Origin of the sequence: Lentzea sp., from assembly GCF_035525475.1 — a bacterium.
Taxonomy (GTDB): Bacteria; Actinomycetota; Actinomycetes; order Mycobacteriales; family Pseudonocardiaceae; genus Lentzea.
In genome coordinates this window covers 1-19069 of sequence record NZ_DATLEC010000040.1, presented here as the reverse complement: position 1 = coordinate 19069, position 19069 = coordinate 1, and the positions used below count along the sequence as shown (strand labels likewise).

Sequence of the window (19069 nt, the reverse complement as noted above, 5' to 3'; positions counted from 1 at the left end):
AGGCAGGGGAGCACCCTTGTCCGACGCGACCGTCATCGTCGACGGCCACCGCATCTCCTATGCGGGCCCGCGTGACAGCGCACCGGAGGGGGAGCGTCCGAACGTCTCCGTTCCCGTTGTCATGCCAGGACTGTGGGACTGTCACGTGCACTTCGCCGGCGTGCGCGAAGGTGCGAGCACCCAGGAGATGATGCTCACCCCGGCACCGCTCGCGACGGCGCGAGCGGTGAAGGACGCCGAAACGTTGCTGCGGTCCGGTTTCACCAGCGTTCGCGACCTCGGTGGCTACGGCGTGCACCTCGCCGCCGCGGTCGCCGAGGGCACGGCCCTCGGGCCGTCGATCTACAGCGCCAACAAGGTGATCAGCCAGACCGGCGGTCACTCCGACGCGCACCGGCTGCCCTACCAGTCCGTCAGCGATCCATGCCGTGCCAACGGGATGCAGATCCTCGCCGACGGCGTCGACGAGTGTCTGAAGGCGACGCGGCTGCAGCTGCGCGAGGGCGCACGCGTGATCAAGGTGTGCACCTCTGGCGGCGTCGTGTCCGAACTGGACGATCCGTACCACCGGCAGTTCAGCGACGCTGAGCTCCGCGCGATCGTCGAGGAGGCCGGCCGCGCGGACCGCGCGGTCGCCGCCCACTGCCACGGCAAGAAAGGCGTGCTGGCCGCCGTCGCCGCCGGCTGCACGACGATCGAGCACGGCAGCCAGATCGACGAGGAGACCGCGGCCGCCATCAAGGAGAGCGGCGCCATCCTGGTGCCGACGCGTACGATCTTCGCCGCGCTGCACGCGAACCTCACCATGATGCCGCCGCACTGGCGGCCCAAGGTGGCGCGGCTGGCGGAGGAACACCTGACGAGCATGCGGGTCGCACTGTCCGCGGGCGTGCCAATGGCCGCGGGCTCCGACCTCGGACTCAGCGTGCCCGGCACTCCCCTGTCCTTCGGCCGCAACGGCGCGGAGTTCGGACACCTCGTCGCCGCGGGGATGACCCCGCTGGAGGCCATCGAGGCGGGAACCGCGGCCGCACCACTCACCCTGGGCCCGCAGGCGCCGAAGACCGGCGTGCTCGCGGAGGGGTACGACGCGGACATCATCGCGCTCACTGCCAACCCGATCGCCGACATTTCCGTGCTGGCGCGGCCAGAGCTGATCTCGCACGTGTGGCGGCAAGGGAAATCAGTCAAGCAAGAGGGCGCGCACACCACAGCGCATCGGGGGGCCGTTGATGAGCTTTGACATCGAATCGACACCGCTCGGGGTCAGACTCCCCTTTGCCCGTTCCACAGTAGACAGTCTCGACCTGCCCGCACCACCCGACCTGTCCGGACTGGAGCAGCGTCTCGACTTCGTCGCGCAGGGGCACGACGCGGTGCTGTTCGTCGAAGGTGGTGCGGGCACGGGCAAGACCACGCTCCTGAGAGCCGTGGCGGGTTTGGCGGAACGCCGCGGCTTCGTCGTGTTCTCGACCAGCGCCAGCCGGTACGAGTCGAGCCAGGAGCTCAACCTGGTCCGCAGGCTGTGCGGTCGGCCGGAGGAATTCACCTACGACCAGGAAGACCTGCAGACGGTCTGTCGTGACGTGCACCGGTCCGTGCTGGCCGCGGCCAGCCACTCGCCGGTGCTGCTCATGATCGACGACCTGCACTGGTGTGACCTGTCCTCGTTGCACTGCCTGGCTTTCCTCAGCCGTCGCACGACCGGGCGACCGGTCGCCATCCTCTGCTCCAAGCTCAGCGGCAGCAACGGTCCCGACCCGGTGCTGCTGGAAGAGACGCTGCGGTCGCACAGCTCGACATCACGGGTCAGGCTGGGCCCGCTCACCGAGGCGGCGGTGCGAGATCTGGTCACCCGGGCACTGGGGCGCGTGCCGACGGAGCTGTCCGCCGCCCTGGCGTGGTGGTGTGGCCGTAACCCGTTCCTGGTCGGCGAGGTGCTGGAAGCGCTGACCTGGTACCAGGGCCTCCCGGTGTCGGTCACCGACGTGGTGCCACCGAGCATCTACCCGTGGCTGCTGGGCAGGCTGCCGCACGCCGTGCCGGCGTGTCTGCCGGTGGCGCAGGCCGTCGCGGTGCTCGGTGACCACGCCAGGCTCGCGCTGATCAGCGAGGTCGCCGGGGTGTCGTCGATCGACGCCGCGCACGCGGTCACGGCGATGACGGATCTCGGCCTGCTACGGGCAGGAGAGACGGTGGCTTTCCAGCATCCCGTCGTCGGCGCCGCGGTGCGCAACGCCATCCCGCCGATCGAACTTCCGCTGCTGCAGTTGGTCGCGGCCGAGCAGCTGCAACGGTCGGGAGCCTCGCTGTACGACATGGTGTCGTTCCTGCTGGCCTCCGACGCCGTGGAGTCGCCGTTCACCACCCGGCTGCTGATCGACGTCGTGCGCCACCTGCGCGACACGGCGACCGCCGCGGCACAGCTGACGGTGCTGCGGCAGCTGCTCGTCCGTCAGCTGCCGGACGAGGCCAGGGTGGAGGTCGTGCACCAGCTCGGTCATGCCGAGCTCGACCTCGCGCCGAACCAGGCGGTCGAACACCTCGCCGAGGCGCACCGGCTGACGGTCGACGTGCGGCAGCGAGCCGCCGTCGCGATCGAGCGGGCGCAGGCACTGCACTCACTCGGACGCGCGGAGGAAGCTGTCGCCCTGCTCGAGGACGCGGCGTCCGCGACGTCCTCCGACGAGACCCTGCGGGCCCGGATCGAACTGCAGCTGGTCACCACCGCGATCGACGACCCCGGACTGCACACGGCGGCCCTGCGGGCGACGCGCCGGTTACGGATGAGCAGGCACACCGAGAGCGCGGAACGCATCGCGGCGACGCTGACCGGCGCCACGGCCTGTGACGTGGAGCCTGGTGAGGCGTGGCGGTTACTGGCCCCGACCGGATCGCCGGGGTTACCGCTGGCGTGGCTGATGACCGCACGCGCGGTGCTCGCCACCGGGCAGCATCACCGAATCCTGCCGTACACCACGGAATGGGTGTCGGCGAAACGACAGAGCCCGGTGCAGGAGGTGCTCGCGCTCAGCCTGCGGGCCGAGGTGCTGCTGCGGCTGGGCAACGCGACCGACGCGGCGGCCGACGCGAACGCCGCGCTCAAGGTGCTGGACACGCTGGACGGCGAGGTCCGGCAGGCACCGTTGCAGGCGGCACTCGGGCCACTGGTCGACACGCTGCTGGAACGCGGTGAGCTGGACTCGGCCAGCCGCCTGCTGGCTGACGCCCAGCTCGACGCCGACCTGCCACCGCGCTGGCACCGGGTGACGTTACTGCTCGGCAGGGGACGGCTGCGGCAGGCGCTCGGTGACCCGGTGGGCGGGTTGTCGGACGTCCTGCGTTGCGGGGATTTGCTGTCTTCCTGGGGAGACCACGGCCCGTACGCGGTGCCGTGGCGGGTGCATGCGGTCCGCGCGCTCCTGGCGCTGGGTGACCGTGACACCGCACGCGAGCTGGCCGAGGAGGAACTGGCCGAGGCACGCGGGCAGGGTTGCCGGGCCCACCGGCTGGGGGTCGCGCTGTGTTCGATGGGCCAGACGGCGGGCGGCAACGCCGGACTCGACCTGTTGATGGAGTCCATCAACGTGCTCGAGGGCAGCGACGCACAGCTGGACCTGGCCGTGGCGCTCGGCGAACTGGGCCGCGCGCTGAGCCGAGCCGGCCGGGCCCGCGACGCGCGGCACCGGCTCAAGCAGGCCTGCGCACTGGCCGACGAGGCAGGTGCGACGGTGCTGTCGAACGTGCTGGAGAGCAGGTTGCGGGAGGCAGGGGGCAGGGCCCGCGGGCGGGTGCACGGTGTGGGGTCGCTGACGGCGACCGAACGCCAGGTGGCGAGGCTCGCCGTGACCGGGCGGACCAACAAGGAGATCGCGAGCACGCTCTTCGTCACCCGGCGCACCGTCGAGATGCACCTGACCCAGGTGTACCGCAAGCTGCGGATCACCGGTCGCAGCGAGCTCTCCGACGTGCTGGGGCTCGACTCCTGACCTCCTTCCCCTTGCGCACGAAGGCATTCTCATGGCTCGCACCGCAAGGTTTCTGCTTCGTCATCGGGATCGCAGGGGGCCAAGCGGTGGTTGCCGGGTCATGTCCGGCACGGCCGGATGGTGGAGGTCCGGTGGCCTGTGTCGAAGTCCGTGTTCGCGATAGTCGAACGCGACTTCGGTACGGACCCCTAACAGTGTTCTGCCGGGTGGTCTGGCCCGCGGACTCGGGTGAGGACGCGCCAGTTCTTGAGTGTGGCCATGCCGCGATCGGCCAGTAGTGACAGGTCTGCGTCGCGGCAGGTGTCGAAGACTGCGTGCTGGCGGGCGGCGGGCGGTCCGTCCGAGACCCAGGACAGCCGGCCGCAGGGGTCGGTCAGCACTTGCGGGGTGATGCCGTGGTGGCGGTTTTCCTGCAGTAGTGCGGCTTTTGGTGGCGGACTCGGTCGACGCGGATCACGGTGCCGTACAGCAGCGCGTAGTGGGAGACCGAGGCCGCGAGCTGTGCCACGAGTACCAGCAGGGCCTGGCTGCCGGGGGGTGACGCGGCGCCGGCGGGCCCCCATCGCGGCACGGTGACGGCGGATGTGCGTGCGACGTGGTCGAGGGTGCGATTGGACAACGTGATCGTCGCGGTACAGAACAACACGTGAAGCTGCGTTTGCCGCTGCCGGTCAGATTGATCTGATCTTGTGACCAGCAAGATCAGGATGGAAGAGGCTCAGCACTTGCAGGCGTTCCGAACAGCCAGGCGGCGAACCGCCACCGCGGTTTGCGCAGGTCGGCGCGATCTGACGATGCCCTGCATGAGACGTGGTCCAAGCCGTGTCGTGCAGGTCTCGTCCGCGACAGTCGAACGGACTTGCAGGACACGGCCTGGTACGGACCACCAAGCTGTCGCCGCCCTATCCCATCCGGGCCCGGCTCCGCCCCGCCCTGGCGGAGGGAGCGGCTTCGGGTGAGCGCAGGTCGCGGCACAGCGCCTTGATCAGTGCGGCCTCCTGGGTGTGCAGGAAGAAGTGGTCACCGGTGAACAGGTCGACCCGGCACCGCCGCGTCGTGTGCCAGGACCACGCGTGCAGGTCCGTGACCGGGATGTCCGGGTCCTTCGTCCCGCCGTACACCGAGATCGGGCAGTCGAGCGGGTCGTCCGGCGAGAACCGATAGCGCTCGGAGACGGTGAAGTCGGCGCGCAACGCGGGCAGCAGCATCCGCATGAGGTCCTCGTTGCGCAACACCTCCTCCGGTGTGCCGTTCAACTCACGCAGCCTGGCGACGAACGCGTCGTCGGACAGGTGGTGGATCTCCGCCTCCCGCAACGGAAGATGCGGCGCGCGGTGCCCAGAGACGATCAGTCGCGCCGGCACCGTGCCGTGGCGTCGCCGCAGCAGCCGTGCGATCTCGAACGCGAGCACCGCGCCCAGGCTGTGTCCGAAGAGGACGATCGGCTGGTCGAGGTGTGGCAGCAGCGCAGGAACCAGGTCGTCCAGCAGCGGCGCCAGCCGGTCTGTCGGCCGGTCGCGGATCCGGCCGCCGCGTCCCGGCAGCTCGATCAGGTGGAGGTCGGCCACCTCGCGGAGCGCCTGCCGCAGCGACACGTACGCCCGCGCGGACCCACCGGCGTAGGGAAAGCAGAACACCTGGGGGCGCACTGGTCACCCCGTCCCGACCGGCACGGCGACGTTCACGCTCGGCGAGCCGGCCAGCGTCGGGAAGATGGTGCGCAACAAGATGTTCACCGTGCCCTCGTAGATCTTGCCGGCCTTGGCGTCGCGGAAGAGCTTCTCCACCGGATGAGCCCGGTCGTACCCGGTGCCGCCGTGCACTTCGACGGCGACGCCCGCGGCGTGTTCGGCGACCTCGGCCGCGAACAGCTTGGCCATCGCGGACATCCGCAGTCGCTCCACCGGTGAGCAGCCCTGCTCGACGGCTCGCACGGCGTCGTAGGTCAACGCCCGCGCCGCCTGCACGCGCGTCGCCACCGAGGCGATCGGGAACTGCACGCCCTGGAAGGTGTTGATCCGGCTGCCGAACTGCTCGCGGTGTGCGGCGTGCCGCAGGCTCAGTTCGAGCGCGCCCTGCGCGAGCCCCACCATCTGGGCCGCGATGCCGAGCCTGCCGATGTCCAGCGCCTCCAAGGCCACCGACCGGCCGGCACCCACGCCGCCGACGGCGTCCACGGCACGCACCAGAACGCCGTCCAGGGTGAGCTCTGCCGTCGCCGCGGCCCGCACGCCGAGCTGGTCGGTCGGTTCGGCGACGGTGAGCCCCGGCGCGCCGCGGTCGACGAGGAACGCGGAGGCCTCCCTGCCGTCCGGCGACGCGGCGAACACCAGGAACAGGTCGGCGTGCACCGCGCTGCTGGTCCACTTCTTGCGGCCCCGCAACAGGAACCCACCCGCCACCGGCTCGGCGACGGTCTTCAGGTTGAGCGCGTCGCTGCCCGCCTGTTCCTCGGACAGGGCGAACGCGCCGATCGAGCCACGGGCGAGCGCGGGCAGGAAACGACGTTTGAGATCACCGTTGCCCAGCCTGAGGATCGTGCTGACGATCAACGCATTGTGCACGTCGACCGTCACCGCGACACCGGGATCGACCCGCGCCACCTCCTCGATGCCGACCATCACGTCGAAGAGGTTTCCGCCCCTGCCGCCGTAGGCGCGCGGAATCTCGATCGCCATGAGGCCGGCCGCGAACAGCTCCTCGCGCAGCGCCGCGTCCAGCCGCGCCGTCCTGTCCATCTCCGCGGACAGGTGCCGGATCCGCTGCTCGGCGAACTCGCGGACGGTGTCCCGCCACTCCTCGTCAGTCACCCGCCACCGCCTGCGCGATCCGTTCGACGGTCGGGTTCACCAGCAGGAGGCTCACCGGGACGTCGGCCCTGAACGCCGCCTTCAGCTGAGCGGACAACCGCATCGCGAGCACGGAGTGCAGGCCGAGGTGGCCGAGATCGGTCAGCACGCCGAAGTCCTCCAGCCCGAGCTGCGCAGCGACGATGTCCATCACCTGGCGTTCGAGCTCGGTCCGCGGCGCGACCTTCGGCTCCGCCTGGCCGACGACCCGCAGCTCGGGCAGCGCGGCGTGGTCGATCTTGCCGTTCGGCGTCATCGGCACCGCGTCGACCCAGCCGACAGCCGCGGGCACCATGTGCGCTGGCAGCCGCTCCCGCAGGTGGAGGTACAGCTCCGCCTCCGGCACGCGCTCGCCGTCCGGTGTCACATAGGCCATCAGCGCGCCCGACCGCACGATCACGCAGGCGGAGTGGACGTTCGGATGTGCCCGCAGCTCGGACTCGATCTCGCCCGGCTCGATGCGGAACCCGCGCACCTTCACCTGTCCGTCGGCGCGGCCGAGGTATTCCAGTTCGCCGTCGGGGCGCCGGCGGGCGAGGTCGCCCGTGCGGTACATCGTCTCACCCGGAACGAACGGGTCCGGCACGAACCGTTGGCCGGTGAGCTCCTCACGCCCGTGGTAGCCGAGCCCTACCGCGGGCCCGGACACGTGGATCTCGCCGGGAACCCCGATCGGGACCGGCCTTCCGGAGGGGTCGAGCAGGTACAGCCGCTGGTTCGGCAGCGGGGAGCCGATCACACTCGCGCCGTCGCCCTTCTCGATCTCGTCCCTGCCGATCCGGTGGAACGTGCTGACCACGCTGGCCTCGGTGAGCCCGTACAGGTTCACCATCGTCACGTCCCGCTCGGCCCAGGACTTCAGCGTGCGCGGGTCGAGCCGGTCCGCGCCCAGGAACACGTAGCGCAGCGCGAGGTCGTCACGCGGGACGAACTGCTCGAACGCGGCGGGCGTCTGACTGAAGACCGTCACGCCTTCCCCCGCCACCAGGTCTTGCAACGCACGGGGGTCACGTGCGAGACCGGGTGGCACGACGACGAGTGCGCCGCCGTGCGCGAGCGCTCCCCACATTTCCCAGACGGTGTAGTCGAACGCGTAGGAGTGGCACAGCGTCCACACGTCGTCGGAGTTGAAACCGAATGTGTCGCGCGCCGCCGACAGCAGCGAGAGCACGCCGCGGTGGGTGACGCGGGCACCCTTGGGCTGACCGGTCGAGCCGGACGTGTAGAGGACGTAGGCGAGGTCGTCCTCGGTCGTGTCGACGACCGGCGGCGCGGAGGCCTCCGGGCAGAGCGTCCAGTCGTCGAGCCGCAGCACAGGCCGGCCCAGCGCGGACGCCACCTCGGCGACCGCGCCGCTCGCCAGCACGAGCGGCAGGTCCGCGTCGTCAGCCAGGTATCGCAGCCGCTCCGGCGGGTACTCCGGGTCGAGCGGCACGTACGCCGCTCCCGCCTTGAGCACCGCGAGCACGGCGACGATCAGGTCGGCCGAGCGTTCCACGCACAGGCCGACCAGCGATCCGGGGCCGATCCCCCGTGCCCGCAACAGGTGTGCGATACCGTTGGCGGTCTGGTCGAGCCGCCAGTAGGTCATGCTGACGTCACCGCAGCGCACCGCGACCGCGGTCGGCTGCCGTTGCACCCACTGCGCGAACCGGTCCTGCAGCGTTCCCGGCGGCACCGGCACGAGCGGTTCACCGATGTGGGCGGTGAAGGCCGCGATCTCCTCCTGTGGCCGGGGATCGAGGTCGCCGATGCGTGTGTCGGGGGTGCGCACCATCTGTTCGAGCAGCGCGCGGAGCTGCGCCGCGACGGCCCGGCCCGCATCCCTGCCGAAGTGCCGCAGGTCGTGCATGATGCGCAGCGGCATGTCGTCGCCGGGCATGATGACCATGGTGATCGGGTAGTGCGTACGACCGTCGTACACGGCGTCCACAAGGGACAGTTCGACGTCGTCCAGCCTCATCTCCGGCATCGGCACGTTCTCGTACGACACGGTGGTCTGCAGCAACGGCATCGGCACGCCGGCGAGCCGCTGGATCTCCACGAGCGGCAGCGACCAGTGCTCCCGCATCACGGCCTGCTCGGCTTGGAACCGGCGCAGCCACTCGAACAGCCGCTCCTCCGGGTCGAGCCTCGTGCGAACCGGCAGCGTCACGATCATCGGTCCGAGGATGCCGCCCGCACCCGCGAGATCCGGTGGCCGGTGCGCGATCGTCACGCCGGTCACGAGGTCGTCGGTGCCGAGATGGCGGCTGAGCAACACGATCCAGGCCGCCTGGGTGATCGTGGGCAGGGTGAGCTGGTGTTTCTTCGCCAGTGCCTGCAGGTCGTCGGCAAGGTCGCCCAGCGTGATGTGCACGTAGTCGTGCACCCCCATCCGGCCGACCGCGACCGGGTCGGGGGCGAACCCGAGTGGAGCGGGAGGCGTGAAACCCGCCAGCTCCTCCCGCCAGAACTTCTCCTCGGTCGTTGTCGTCCTGCCATGCCACCAGCCGACATAGCGCCCGTACGGCACCGCTTCGGGCAGAACCGGTTCCTCGCCCCGGTACAGCGCGCGGTAGCAGGCGAAGAAGTCCACGATCGCGAGCCCGAAAGACCAGCCGTCCATGAGCAGGTGCGAGAAGCGCCAGGCGAACGTCCAGGTCTGCTCGTCGCGCCGGATCAGCGACACGCGCATCAGCGGCGCCGCGGTCAGGTCGAAGCCCTGGAGCCGTTCCTCGATGAGCCACTCCTGGTAGCGCCGTTCCTGCTCGTCGGACGCCTGCCCGCGCCAGTCCTGCAGGTCGAGCGGGAGCGTCACCGTGCGGTGCACGACCTGCAGCGGCTCTCCTCCGTCGTTCCAGTGGAACGTGGTGCGCAGGATCGGGTGCCGGTCGACCACCGCCTGCCACGCCCTGCCGAACTCCTCCGGCCGCATCGCGCCGGTGAACGTGAGGCTGAGCTGCTCCACGTACACGCCGCTGGCCGGCTGGTGCAACTGCTCGTACAGCAGGCCCTGCTGGATCGGCGACAGGCCGTACAGGTCCTCGATGTTCTTCGCCATCAATGCCTCTCAGTCGTCGTCGCCGAAGCGGGCGAGGAAGGAGCCGAGGCTCTTCTCGTCGAGCCCCGCGAGCGGGAAGTCCGATGTGCGGTAGGAGCCGGCCGCCGCGTCACGGCAGTGCGCGACGATCCGATCGAGCGCCTGCTCGAACCGGTCGGCCTGCCCCGTGGGGTCGTGGCTCTCCCGATGGCGCCAGCGGATCCTCAGCGTGCCGTCGACCACGACAGCGCTGATCTCCAGCGGCGGTCCGGCCGGCGTCGTGCCGTGGTGCTCCGGTCCCGCGAAGTCCGCGGGCAACCGGGCCGGACCCGCCAGCCGCCAGTCGGCCGGCACCTCGTGCAGCAGAACGTCCTCATCGGACAGTTCCACCTCGTCCACCGTCATGGTGCGGAAACCGTCCTTCACGGCATTGATCACGTCGGGCACGGCCGCGTCCGAACCAGGCCGTGGCAACGGGGTCAGCGTGGTGAACCGGCCGACTGTCGCGCTCAGGTCGACGGCACCCCCGGCCCTTTCGGCGCTCCTCGAGACGACGACCCGTGCGTCCACCGCCAGGAGAAGTGCCGCGGCGAGGGTCTCGGTCGGCGACACGTGGAACGCGGCGAAGGTCTCTTCTCGCCAGTCGGCCGGCACGGTGCGGTCCAGCGTCCGGTCTCGCGGCGCGGCGCCGACGCCGGCGCCGACTGCGGGAAGCGCGACGTTCCTGGCCCACGCGGTGTACGGGCCCACCGGCTCGAGCCAGCGCACCGGTTCCTCCCGCGACACCTGGTCGTACGCCGAGGCGAACTCACCCAGCAGGATCTGCCACGACCGGTCGTCGATCACCAGCCGGTGCGCGACCCAGACGACTTTCCGCTCGCCCTCACCGAGGTGGAACACCGCGAGTTCGACCATCTCGCCCGTCGCCGGGTCAAGCTCGCCCGCGATCTCGCCGACCATCTGGTTCATCAGCTCGGCTCGCTCGTCACCGGGCAGCGCGGAGAGGTCGATCTCCGCGATGTACGGCCGTTCTCCCGGCTCCGCCGGCACCCGCTGCTCGCCGGTGTCGGGGTCGACCACCAGCCGCAGCACGGGATGCCGCAGCATCAGCTCGGCCAGCGCCTCCTCCGCGACGCCCACGTCGAAATGCTCGGTCGTGTCCAGCAGGACCCACTCGGCGCGATCGGCGAGCAGTACGCGCTGGTACGGCGTGAGCGGGACGGCCTCCGCCGTCACCGGCGCGATGCCGGACCGCACCAGCGCACCCGCGAGCTGCGCCACCGTCTGGTGCTCGAACAACTGCTGTGGCGTCACCGGGAGCCCGAGCGCGTTCGCGCGGGTCACCGCCTGGATACCGAGGATCGAGTCGCCGCCGAGATCGAAGAAGTTGTCGTGCGGGCCGACGTCCGGCCTGCCGAGCACATCGGTGACGATCGCGGTCAGCTGCTCCACGAGTGCCCGCAGCCGGTCGTCGACGATCGGATCGCCGTCCCCTGCCCGGTCGGCGGCCGGGTCCGGCAGCGCCGCCCGGTCCACCTTCCCGTTGCCGCTCAACGGGAACCGGTCGAGCACGACGAACTGCGACGGCACCATGTACGACGGCAACCGATCATCGAGGTGGGTCCGCAACCCCTCGATGTCATCACCCTCACACACCACGTAGGCGACCAGGCGCCGGTGGCCTCGGTCGCCGGCCGCCGTGACGACGGCCTGCGCGACCTGGGGATGGACCAGCAGCGCGTGCTCGATCTCGCCCAGTTCGATCCGGTAGCCACCGATCTTGACCTGGAAGTCCTCCCGGCCGAGGAACTCGATCACCCCGTCCGGCCAGTACCGGCCGAGGTCGCCGGTGCGGTACCAGCCGTCGGCGAAGCTGCGCGCCGTGCGTTCCTGGTCATTCCAGTATCCCCGCGCGACACCGGCACCGCCGATGAGCAGCTCGCCCGGCACCCACACGGGGCAGCGCTCACCGCGCTCGTTGACCACCGTGAAGCTCTGGTTCCGCAACGGTTTCCCGTACGGGATCGACACCCAGCCGGGGTCCACCTCCTGCACCGGGAAGAAGATCGACCACACCGCGGCCTCCGTGGCACCGCCCAGGCTCACCACCGAGCAACCGGGCGCGAACGCGCGCACGCGGTCCGGCAGACCCACCGGCAGCCAGTCGCCGGACAGCAGCATCACCCGCAGCGGCAGGTGGTCCGACCGGCCGTCGGCATACTCGGCGAGCATCTGGGCCAGCGCGGGCACGGTGTTCCACACCGTCACCTGGTGCTCGGTCACGAGCTCCCACCACCGGCCAGGGTCGCGTCCGGCATCCGGTTCCGGCAACACGAGCGCGCCGCCGACGCCGAGCACACCGAAGACGTCGAACACCGACAGGTCGAAGCTCAGCGAGGACAGGCCGAGGACCCGGTCTCCCGCGCCGATTCCGAACCTGGCGCACACGTCCACCAGGGTGTTGAGCGCCGACCGGTGCGTGACCGCCACGCCCTTCGGTGTGCCCGTCGACCCGGACGTGTAGATCACGTAGGCCACGTCGTCGGGCCGCGCTGGGCACTCCCAGCCCGCGATGTCGGCCGACTGCCAGCCATCATCCTCGTCGATCTCGCTCACGACGCACGCCACGCCGGAGTGCTCGGCGAGCCACTGCCTGCGTTCCTCCGGCAGGTCCGGCGCGATCGGCACGTAGATCCCGCCTGCCGCGAGCACGCCGAGCACCGCCACGGTCTGCCGCCAGCCCTTCTGCACACCGATTCCGACCGGGGTGCCCCGGCCCACGCCCCTGGCGCGCAACGACTCCGCGAGCCGCACCGCTCGGCCGCCCAGCTCGCCGAACGTCACCCACCTGTCGTCCGACCACACCGCGTGGACGTCCGGAACGGACAGCGCGCGAGCGAAGACCGCCTCGTGCAGCAACATGTCCACCAGCTCGCCCTCGGTCGCGTTGACCTCGGCGAACACCGTCTCCTGCCATGCGGGCAGCGTGACGCCCGGCACCTGCCACGCGTCCTCCTCGACGAGACTCTCGACGAGCGCGCGATAGGTGTCGAACATGTCGTCCAGTACGCCCGCCGGGAACAGCTCCTCCACCGCGTGCCACGACATGTCGAGCGCGCCGTCGACCTCCATGACGAAGTGGTCCAGCGACACCTGCGGGGTCTGCGAGATCACGTGCTGCTGCGTGCCGAGCCAGGCGAACGGGCCACCGGTCGTCACGGGGTCCTGCATCAGCGCGCTGGTGAACACGATCGGCATCAGCGCTCCGGTCGCCGAGCCGCGCACCCGCGCCAGCTCGCGGAGCACCCGGACGCCGCTGACGTGCCGGTGCTCGAGGTCCTGCCAGCTGCGGTGCTGGACCTGCCGGACGACATCGCCGAACGCGGGCGCCTCGCGCAGGTCCACCTCGAGCAGGTTGAACGAAGCGAACTCGCCGACCAGCTCGTCGACCTCGGGGTGGAACGGCAACCGGTTCACGGCGGTGAGGTTCAGCGTGAAGTGCTGCGACTTGCTCCACCGTCCGACCACCGCCGCGTAGGCGGACACGAGCACGCTGGTCGGCGTGACGCCGTGCGACGCGGCGATCTGCTTGATCCGGTTCCACTGCCCGACGTCGATCCTGGCGTGCCTGCGGGAGAACTCGGCCGGTCCAGACGGGGCGCTGAGCGTGGGCAGCTCCGGTGCCGGCGGCAGGCTGTGCACCCGCTCCCGCCAGTACTCCAGCGACCGCTCGTACACGGAGGTCTCGCGCATCGCGGCCTCGGCGAGCACGTAGTCGCGGAACGACAGGCTCAGCGGCTCCGGTGCCCAGTCCGGGCTCTCGTAGAACCGCTGCCAGTCCCGCTGCACCTGGAAGAAGAAGCTCGCGACGTCGGCCCCGATCAGGTCGAAACTCACGTGCACCCGCACCCGGTCATCGCTCCGGGTCGCCCGCACCTCCCACAACGGCCACTCGTCCACCTTGTGCATCTGCGCCGACATCCGGTCACGCACCGCCTCCGCGCCCTGGTCGTCCACCACGATGCGGTACGGCTCAACGGATTCGAGCACCTGCTGCCGTCCGTCCGGCAACACCACCGCACGCAGCATCTCGTGCCGGTCGACCACCTTGCGCCACGCGGTCTCCAGCCGCGCCAGGTCGAGCGTGTCGCTCTCGTACTCCAGGTAGACGTGCGCCGCGACATCGCCCATCTCGAAGCTGCCGAACCGGCCGATCCACTGCGCCTGCTGGATCTCCAGCAGAGGGAACGGTTCGAACCGGTGTGCCGGGTCCGGCACCGCGACCGGCATCTCGTCCGATGTGGACTGTCCGTCGGATGCGGCGACGCCTGCGATGGTGGGTGCGGCGAGCAACTGCTGCAACGTGACCTCGATCCCGAGCTCACGCAGCCTGGTCACGACGCGGGACGCGAGCAGCGAGTGGCCACCGAGCTCGAAGAAGCTGTCGTGCACACCGATCGGGCTGATCCCGAAGAACTCCTCCCACACCCCGGCGGCGAGCCGTTCCCGGTCGTCGCGGGGCGCCACGTAGTCCGCGAGCAGCATCGACCTGTCGTCGTTGTCCTCGGCATCCGGCGCGATCTGGAGGGGCTTGACGACGCCACCGCCGTCCGGCCGCTCGACCCAGTGGCGCCTGCGCTGGAACGGATACGTCGGCAGCGCGATCCTGCGCCGCTCGGTGTCATGCAAAGCGGGCCACACGACGTCGACACCGAAGCCCCATAGCCTGCCGAGCGCCTCGCGCAGCGCCGTGCCGTCGGACCGCTCGTCGGTGGCGGACCGCATCGTGGCGAGCACGGCGCTGCGCGGCGGCAGGCTCTGCCTGGCCAGTGTGCCCAGCGCGTGACCGGGGCCGGCCTCGACGACAGCGAACTTCCCGCCCGTGGTCGCGGTGCGCACGCAGTCGGCGAACCGCACGCCCGCGCGGATCTGCCGCGCCCAGTAGGCGGGATCGGTCGCCTGCTCGTCGGTGATCCAGGTGCCGGTGACGTTGGACGTGAAGCGCCGCGTCGGCGGCTGGAGCGTGATCGAGCGCAGGTGCTCGGCGAACGGCTCGACCGCCGGGTCCATCATCACCGAGTGGAACGCGTGCGACGTCCGCAGCGGACGCGCGGTGATGTCCTCGGCCGCCAGGGCATCCCCGAACGCGGTCACCTCGTCGCTCGGGCCGGAGACGACGACCAGTTCGTCCGCGTTGACTGCCGCCACCGCGAGGTTGCCGGACAGCAGCGGCCGCACCACGGCCTCGCTCGCCGCCACCGACAGCATCGCACCCGCCGGCTGCTCCGCCATGAGGCGTGCCCTGGTGACGACCGCCGTCAACGCGTCCGGCAGCGTGAACACACCGGCCAGACAGGCGGCGACGAGCTCACCGACGCTGTGCCCGACCATGCCCACCGGCCGTACGCCCCTCTCCTCCAGCAGCCTCGCCAGCGCGTACTCCGTGACGAAGAGTGCGGGCTGGGCGTACCGGGTGTCGGTGAGCGCGGCGGCCTCGCCGTCGAACAGGAGCTCCCGGAGGTCCCTGTCGAGCAACGGGCGCAGCAGTTGGAGGCACTCGTCGACGGTGTCGCGGTAGAGCTGCTCGGTCTCGTACAGGCCCCGGCCCATACCGGGGTACTGCGTGCCCTGGCCGGGGAACAGCAGCACCACGTCCGGCTCCTCGCCGCGACTGTCCCAGGTGAACACCCGGTCCGGCGCCTCACCGTCGAGCAGGCCGGGAAGCTCGGCGAGGTCCGCGCACACGAGCGAGCGCCGATAGCGCCGGTGCGCCCGGCCGGTCTGCAGCGTGTAGGCGACGTCGGCCAGGTCGAGCTCCGGTTGCGTGCCAACGTGTTCGGCCAGCCGACTGGCCGCGTCGTCGAGCGCGGCAGGCGTAGCGGCGGAGAGCAGCACGACCTGCTCGCGATCCGCCGGCCGCGGCACGTCCGTCGTCCTCGCCGCCTCCTTCCGGGGCGCCTCCTCCAGGATCACGTGGGCGTTGGTGCCGCCGATGCCGAACGAACTGACGCCGATCCGGCGCGGTGTGCCGTTCGGCTTCCACGGCACCAGGCTCGTGTTGACCGCGAACGGGGTGCGGTCGAAGTCGATCTGCGGGTTGGGGCGGTTGAAGTGCAGGCTCGGTACGAGCTGTTCGTGCTTGAGCTGCAGGATCGCCTTGATCAGTCCGGTGATGCCCGCCGCGGTGTCCAGGTGGCCGACGTTCGACTTGACCGACCCGAGCGCGCAGTAGCCGGACTGCGCGGTGTGCTCGCGGAAAGCCCTCGTCAGTGCGGTGACCTCGATCGGGTCGCCGATCAGCGTGCCGGTGCCGTGCGCCTCGACCGCGCTGATCGTCGCGGCGTCCAGCCCGCCGACCTCGAGCGCGGTGGCGATCACGCTGGTCTGCCCGTCGATGCTCGGTGCGGTGTAGCCGACCTTGCGGGAACCGTCGTTGTTGGTGGCGGAGGCTTTGACGACGGCTTCGACGTGGTCGCCGTCGCGCAGCGCGTCCTGAAGCCGTTTGAGGACGACCACACCGGCGCCACTGCCGAACACCGTGCCGCTCGCGTCCGCGTCGAACGGGCGGCAGTGCCCGTCCCTGGAGAAGATCAGGCCTTCCTCGTGCACGTACCCGGTGTGCTGCGGCACCCGGACGGAGACGCCGCCCGCGACCGCGACGTCGCACTCCTGGTTCAGCAACGCCTGACACGCCAGGTGTACCGCGACCAGCGAGGTCGAGCACGCGGTCTGCACCGTGACGCACGGCCCGTGCAGGTTGAGCTTGTACGCGGTGCGGGTGGTCAGGTAGTCCTTGTCGTTGTGGATCATCAGCTCGAACGCGGTGGCGTTCGGGGTGAAGCGCGCACCCGCCAGCAGGTTGGAGATCAGGTAGGTCGGCAGGTTCGCGCCGGCGTAGACGCCGATGACGTCCTGCTCGGAAGGCACGCACGCGGCGTCCTCCAACGCGTCCGAAACGCATTCGAGGAAGATCCGCTGCTGCGGGTCGAGCAGCGCCGCTTCCCGTGCGGTGAAACCGAAGAAGCCCGCGTCGAACAGGTCGATGTCGTCGAGTGGTGCGCCTGCCCTGACGAATCCCGGCTGCGCCAGCACGTCCGGCGGCATACCCGCCGCGAGCAGGTCGGCCTCGTCGAGCGGCGTGATCGACTCGGTGCCCTCGCTCAGGTTGCGCCAGAACCGGTGCACATCCCGAGCGCCGGGAAACCGTCCGGCCATCCCGACGACCGCTATGTCCGTCATGCTCGTGTCTTCGATGGACACTGGAAGTCCTCCGTGGTACGTCGGGGTTTCAGGAGCGGCGGCGCTGGGTTGAATTCCGCTGCGCCGAGTTCCGCTGCCGGGACTCACGCAGCCGCCTGCCTCGGTCACTGCCCGTGCGTGCGGCGGCACGGTCGTCGTCCGCGCCGCCGAGGCGCTGGGCGAGCGCTCGCGCGTTCGGGCACTCGAACACGGTCAGCATCGGGAAGTCCCGGTCGAGTACTGCCCGCAGCCGCTGGTAGATCGAGGTGATCCGCACCGAGTTGGCGCCGAGCTCGAAGAAGTTGTCGCGCGCGCCGACGTCGGTGCTGCCGAGCACCTCGCGCACCACGTCGACGACCAGCTGCTCCAGCTCGTTCGCGGGCGCCTCGTACACGGTGCTCCGCGCGACCGCCACGCTCTGTGCGGCCAGCGCGCCCCGGTCGACCTTTCCCTGTCCGGACAGGGGTAGCTCGTCGACGACGCGGATCACCGACGGCGCCATGTAGCCGGGCAGGAGCCTGGTCAGGTGCTCGGTCAGCCGTTCGGTGAGCGAGCCCTCCGCGGGAGGGTCGTCGTCCGGCGTGCCACCGACCACGACGTGCAGCAGCTCGTGTGTCTCGCCGAGCGCGAACAGGTCGGTGATCCGGTCCATCCGCGTGGCGCCGACCTGGCAGAGCCCGAGCTCGCAGCAGGGCGCCGTGGTCTCCAGCAGCTGCGTGATCAGTCCGGTCTCGATCAGCGTGAAGTCGCGGGCGAGCCTGCCGTACAGCGGTTCGATCGCGGCGTGGTCGGCCACCAGGAAGATCGCGAACGCGCACCCGTCGTAGAGCGACCTGCCGGCAGCCGCGAAGTCCGGACCGGGCCCGGCCTCGTCCGCGGAGCAGCGCACCAGCCGATGTGCGTCCGGGTCGTAGTAGTAGGCCCCGCCGGGAAGGTCGTTGACCCGGTCCTGCTTGACCCACACATAGGTCTGCACGGGGTAGAGGCCACCCGCTGACCCGTAGTCGTACGTGGGCAACGCCCGGTCGCCCGCACGGGCCCGCAGCGCGCCGAGCAACCGGCTCAGCCGCTCGAACGGCACGGGCTCGCCGAGAAACGCCCGGCGGCTGGAGCGCGTGCGTGGCCGCGTGACGTCGACCAGCGGCACCACCGCGCCGGACAGAGCGCGGATGCCGTGCCGGGCAAGGGTGAACTCCATCCGGCGGGCCGGATCCAGCTCGACGTCGCCGACGTCCTCCGCCTTCCTCTCCTCGGCGGTGACGAAGGCGACCAGCCGCTTGTCACCCCGCTCGCCCGACGCGATCACCACCGCCTGCCGCACATCGGGATGCGAGGTGAGCGCGTGCTCGATCTCGCCCAGCTCGATGCGGTAACCGCCGACCTTGACCTGGAAGTCCTCCCGGCCGAGGAACTCGATCACCCCGTCCGGCCAGTACCGGCCGAGGTCACCGGTGCGGTACCACCTGCCACCGTCCACAGCGGACACGAAGCTCCGCGCGGTCCGCTCCTCGTCGCGCCAGTATCCCTCGGCGACACCGGCGCCGCCGATGAGCAGCTCGCCGGGCACCCACACCGGGCACCGTTCACCGCGCTCGTTGAGCACCGCGAAGCTCTGGTTCCGCAACGGTTTCCCGTATGGGATCGACACCCAGCCGGGATCGACCTCCTCGACGGGATGGAAGATCGACCACACCGCGGCCTCCGTGGCACCGCCCAGGCTCATCACGGCGACGCCGGGCGCCACCGCGCGCAGGCGATCCGGCAGATCCACCGGGATCCAGTCGCCGGACAGCATCACGACCTTCAGCCCGACCGCGCCCCGCTCGCCCTCGGCGTGCGCACAGAACATCTCCGCCAGCGCGGGCACCGAGTTCCACACCGTCACGCCGTGTTCGACGACCAGCTCGCGCCATCGGCGGGGGTCGCGCGCGGCGTCCGGCTCCGGCAGCACGAGCGCGCCGCCGACACCC

The 19069-nt window shown here is 70.6% G+C and carries 8 protein-coding genes; 2 read left to right on the top strand and 6 right to left on the bottom strand.

What is annotated here, in order from left to right:
• The first annotated feature begins 16 nt into the window (after positions 1-16).
• Positions 17-1243, top strand: a complete 1227-nt coding sequence (locus VM306_RS06185; RefSeq protein WP_325511818.1) for an amidohydrolase family protein — start codon at positions 17-19, stop codon at positions 1241-1243.
• Entirely contained in the window at positions 1233-3989 is a 2757-nt protein-coding gene (locus VM306_RS06180; protein WP_325511816.1) for a BREX system ATP-binding domain-containing protein, read from the top strand. Before VM306_RS06185 ends, VM306_RS06180 begins: the two co-directional genes overlap by 11 nt.
• 373 nt (positions 3990-4362) lie before the next feature.
• Here VM306_RS06180 and VM306_RS06175 read toward each other — a convergent pair whose 3' ends face one another.
• The 6 genes from VM306_RS06175 to VM306_RS06150 form a co-directional block, all read right to left on the bottom strand.
• Positions 4363-4635: a hypothetical protein gene (locus VM306_RS06175; protein WP_325511814.1), complete on the bottom strand. Its 273-nt coding sequence runs from the start codon at positions 4633-4635 to the stop codon at positions 4363-4365.
• A gap of 256 nt (positions 4636-4891) precedes the next feature.
• On the bottom strand, positions 4892-5638 hold the full coding sequence (locus tag VM306_RS06170; protein ID WP_325511812.1) for a thioesterase II family protein: 747 nt from the start codon (positions 5636-5638) through the stop codon (positions 4892-4894).
• Between the two features lie 3 nt (positions 5639-5641).
• The gene (locus tag VM306_RS06165) at positions 5642-6799 is read right to left on the bottom strand and encodes an acyl-CoA dehydrogenase family protein (protein WP_325511810.1); all 1158 of its coding nucleotides are present in this window, start codon (positions 6797-6799) and stop codon (positions 5642-5644) included.
• Positions 6792-9881, bottom strand: coding sequence for an amino acid adenylation domain-containing protein (locus VM306_RS06160; RefSeq protein ID WP_325511808.1), 3090 nt, complete (start codon positions 9879-9881; stop codon positions 6792-6794). The genes VM306_RS06165 and VM306_RS06160 overlap by 8 nt, the downstream gene beginning before the upstream one ends.
• A gap of 9 nt (positions 9882-9890) precedes the next feature.
• Positions 9891-17120 (bottom strand): non-ribosomal peptide synthetase/type I polyketide synthase, encoded by a 7230-nt coding sequence (locus VM306_RS06155; RefSeq protein WP_325511806.1) that lies wholly within the window; start codon positions 17118-17120, stop codon positions 9891-9893.
• Positions 17121-17148: 28 nt separating this feature from the next.
• Positions 17149-19069: AMP-binding protein (locus VM306_RS06150; RefSeq protein WP_325511803.1), on the bottom strand; the 1921-nt coding region annotated here is incomplete at its 5' end.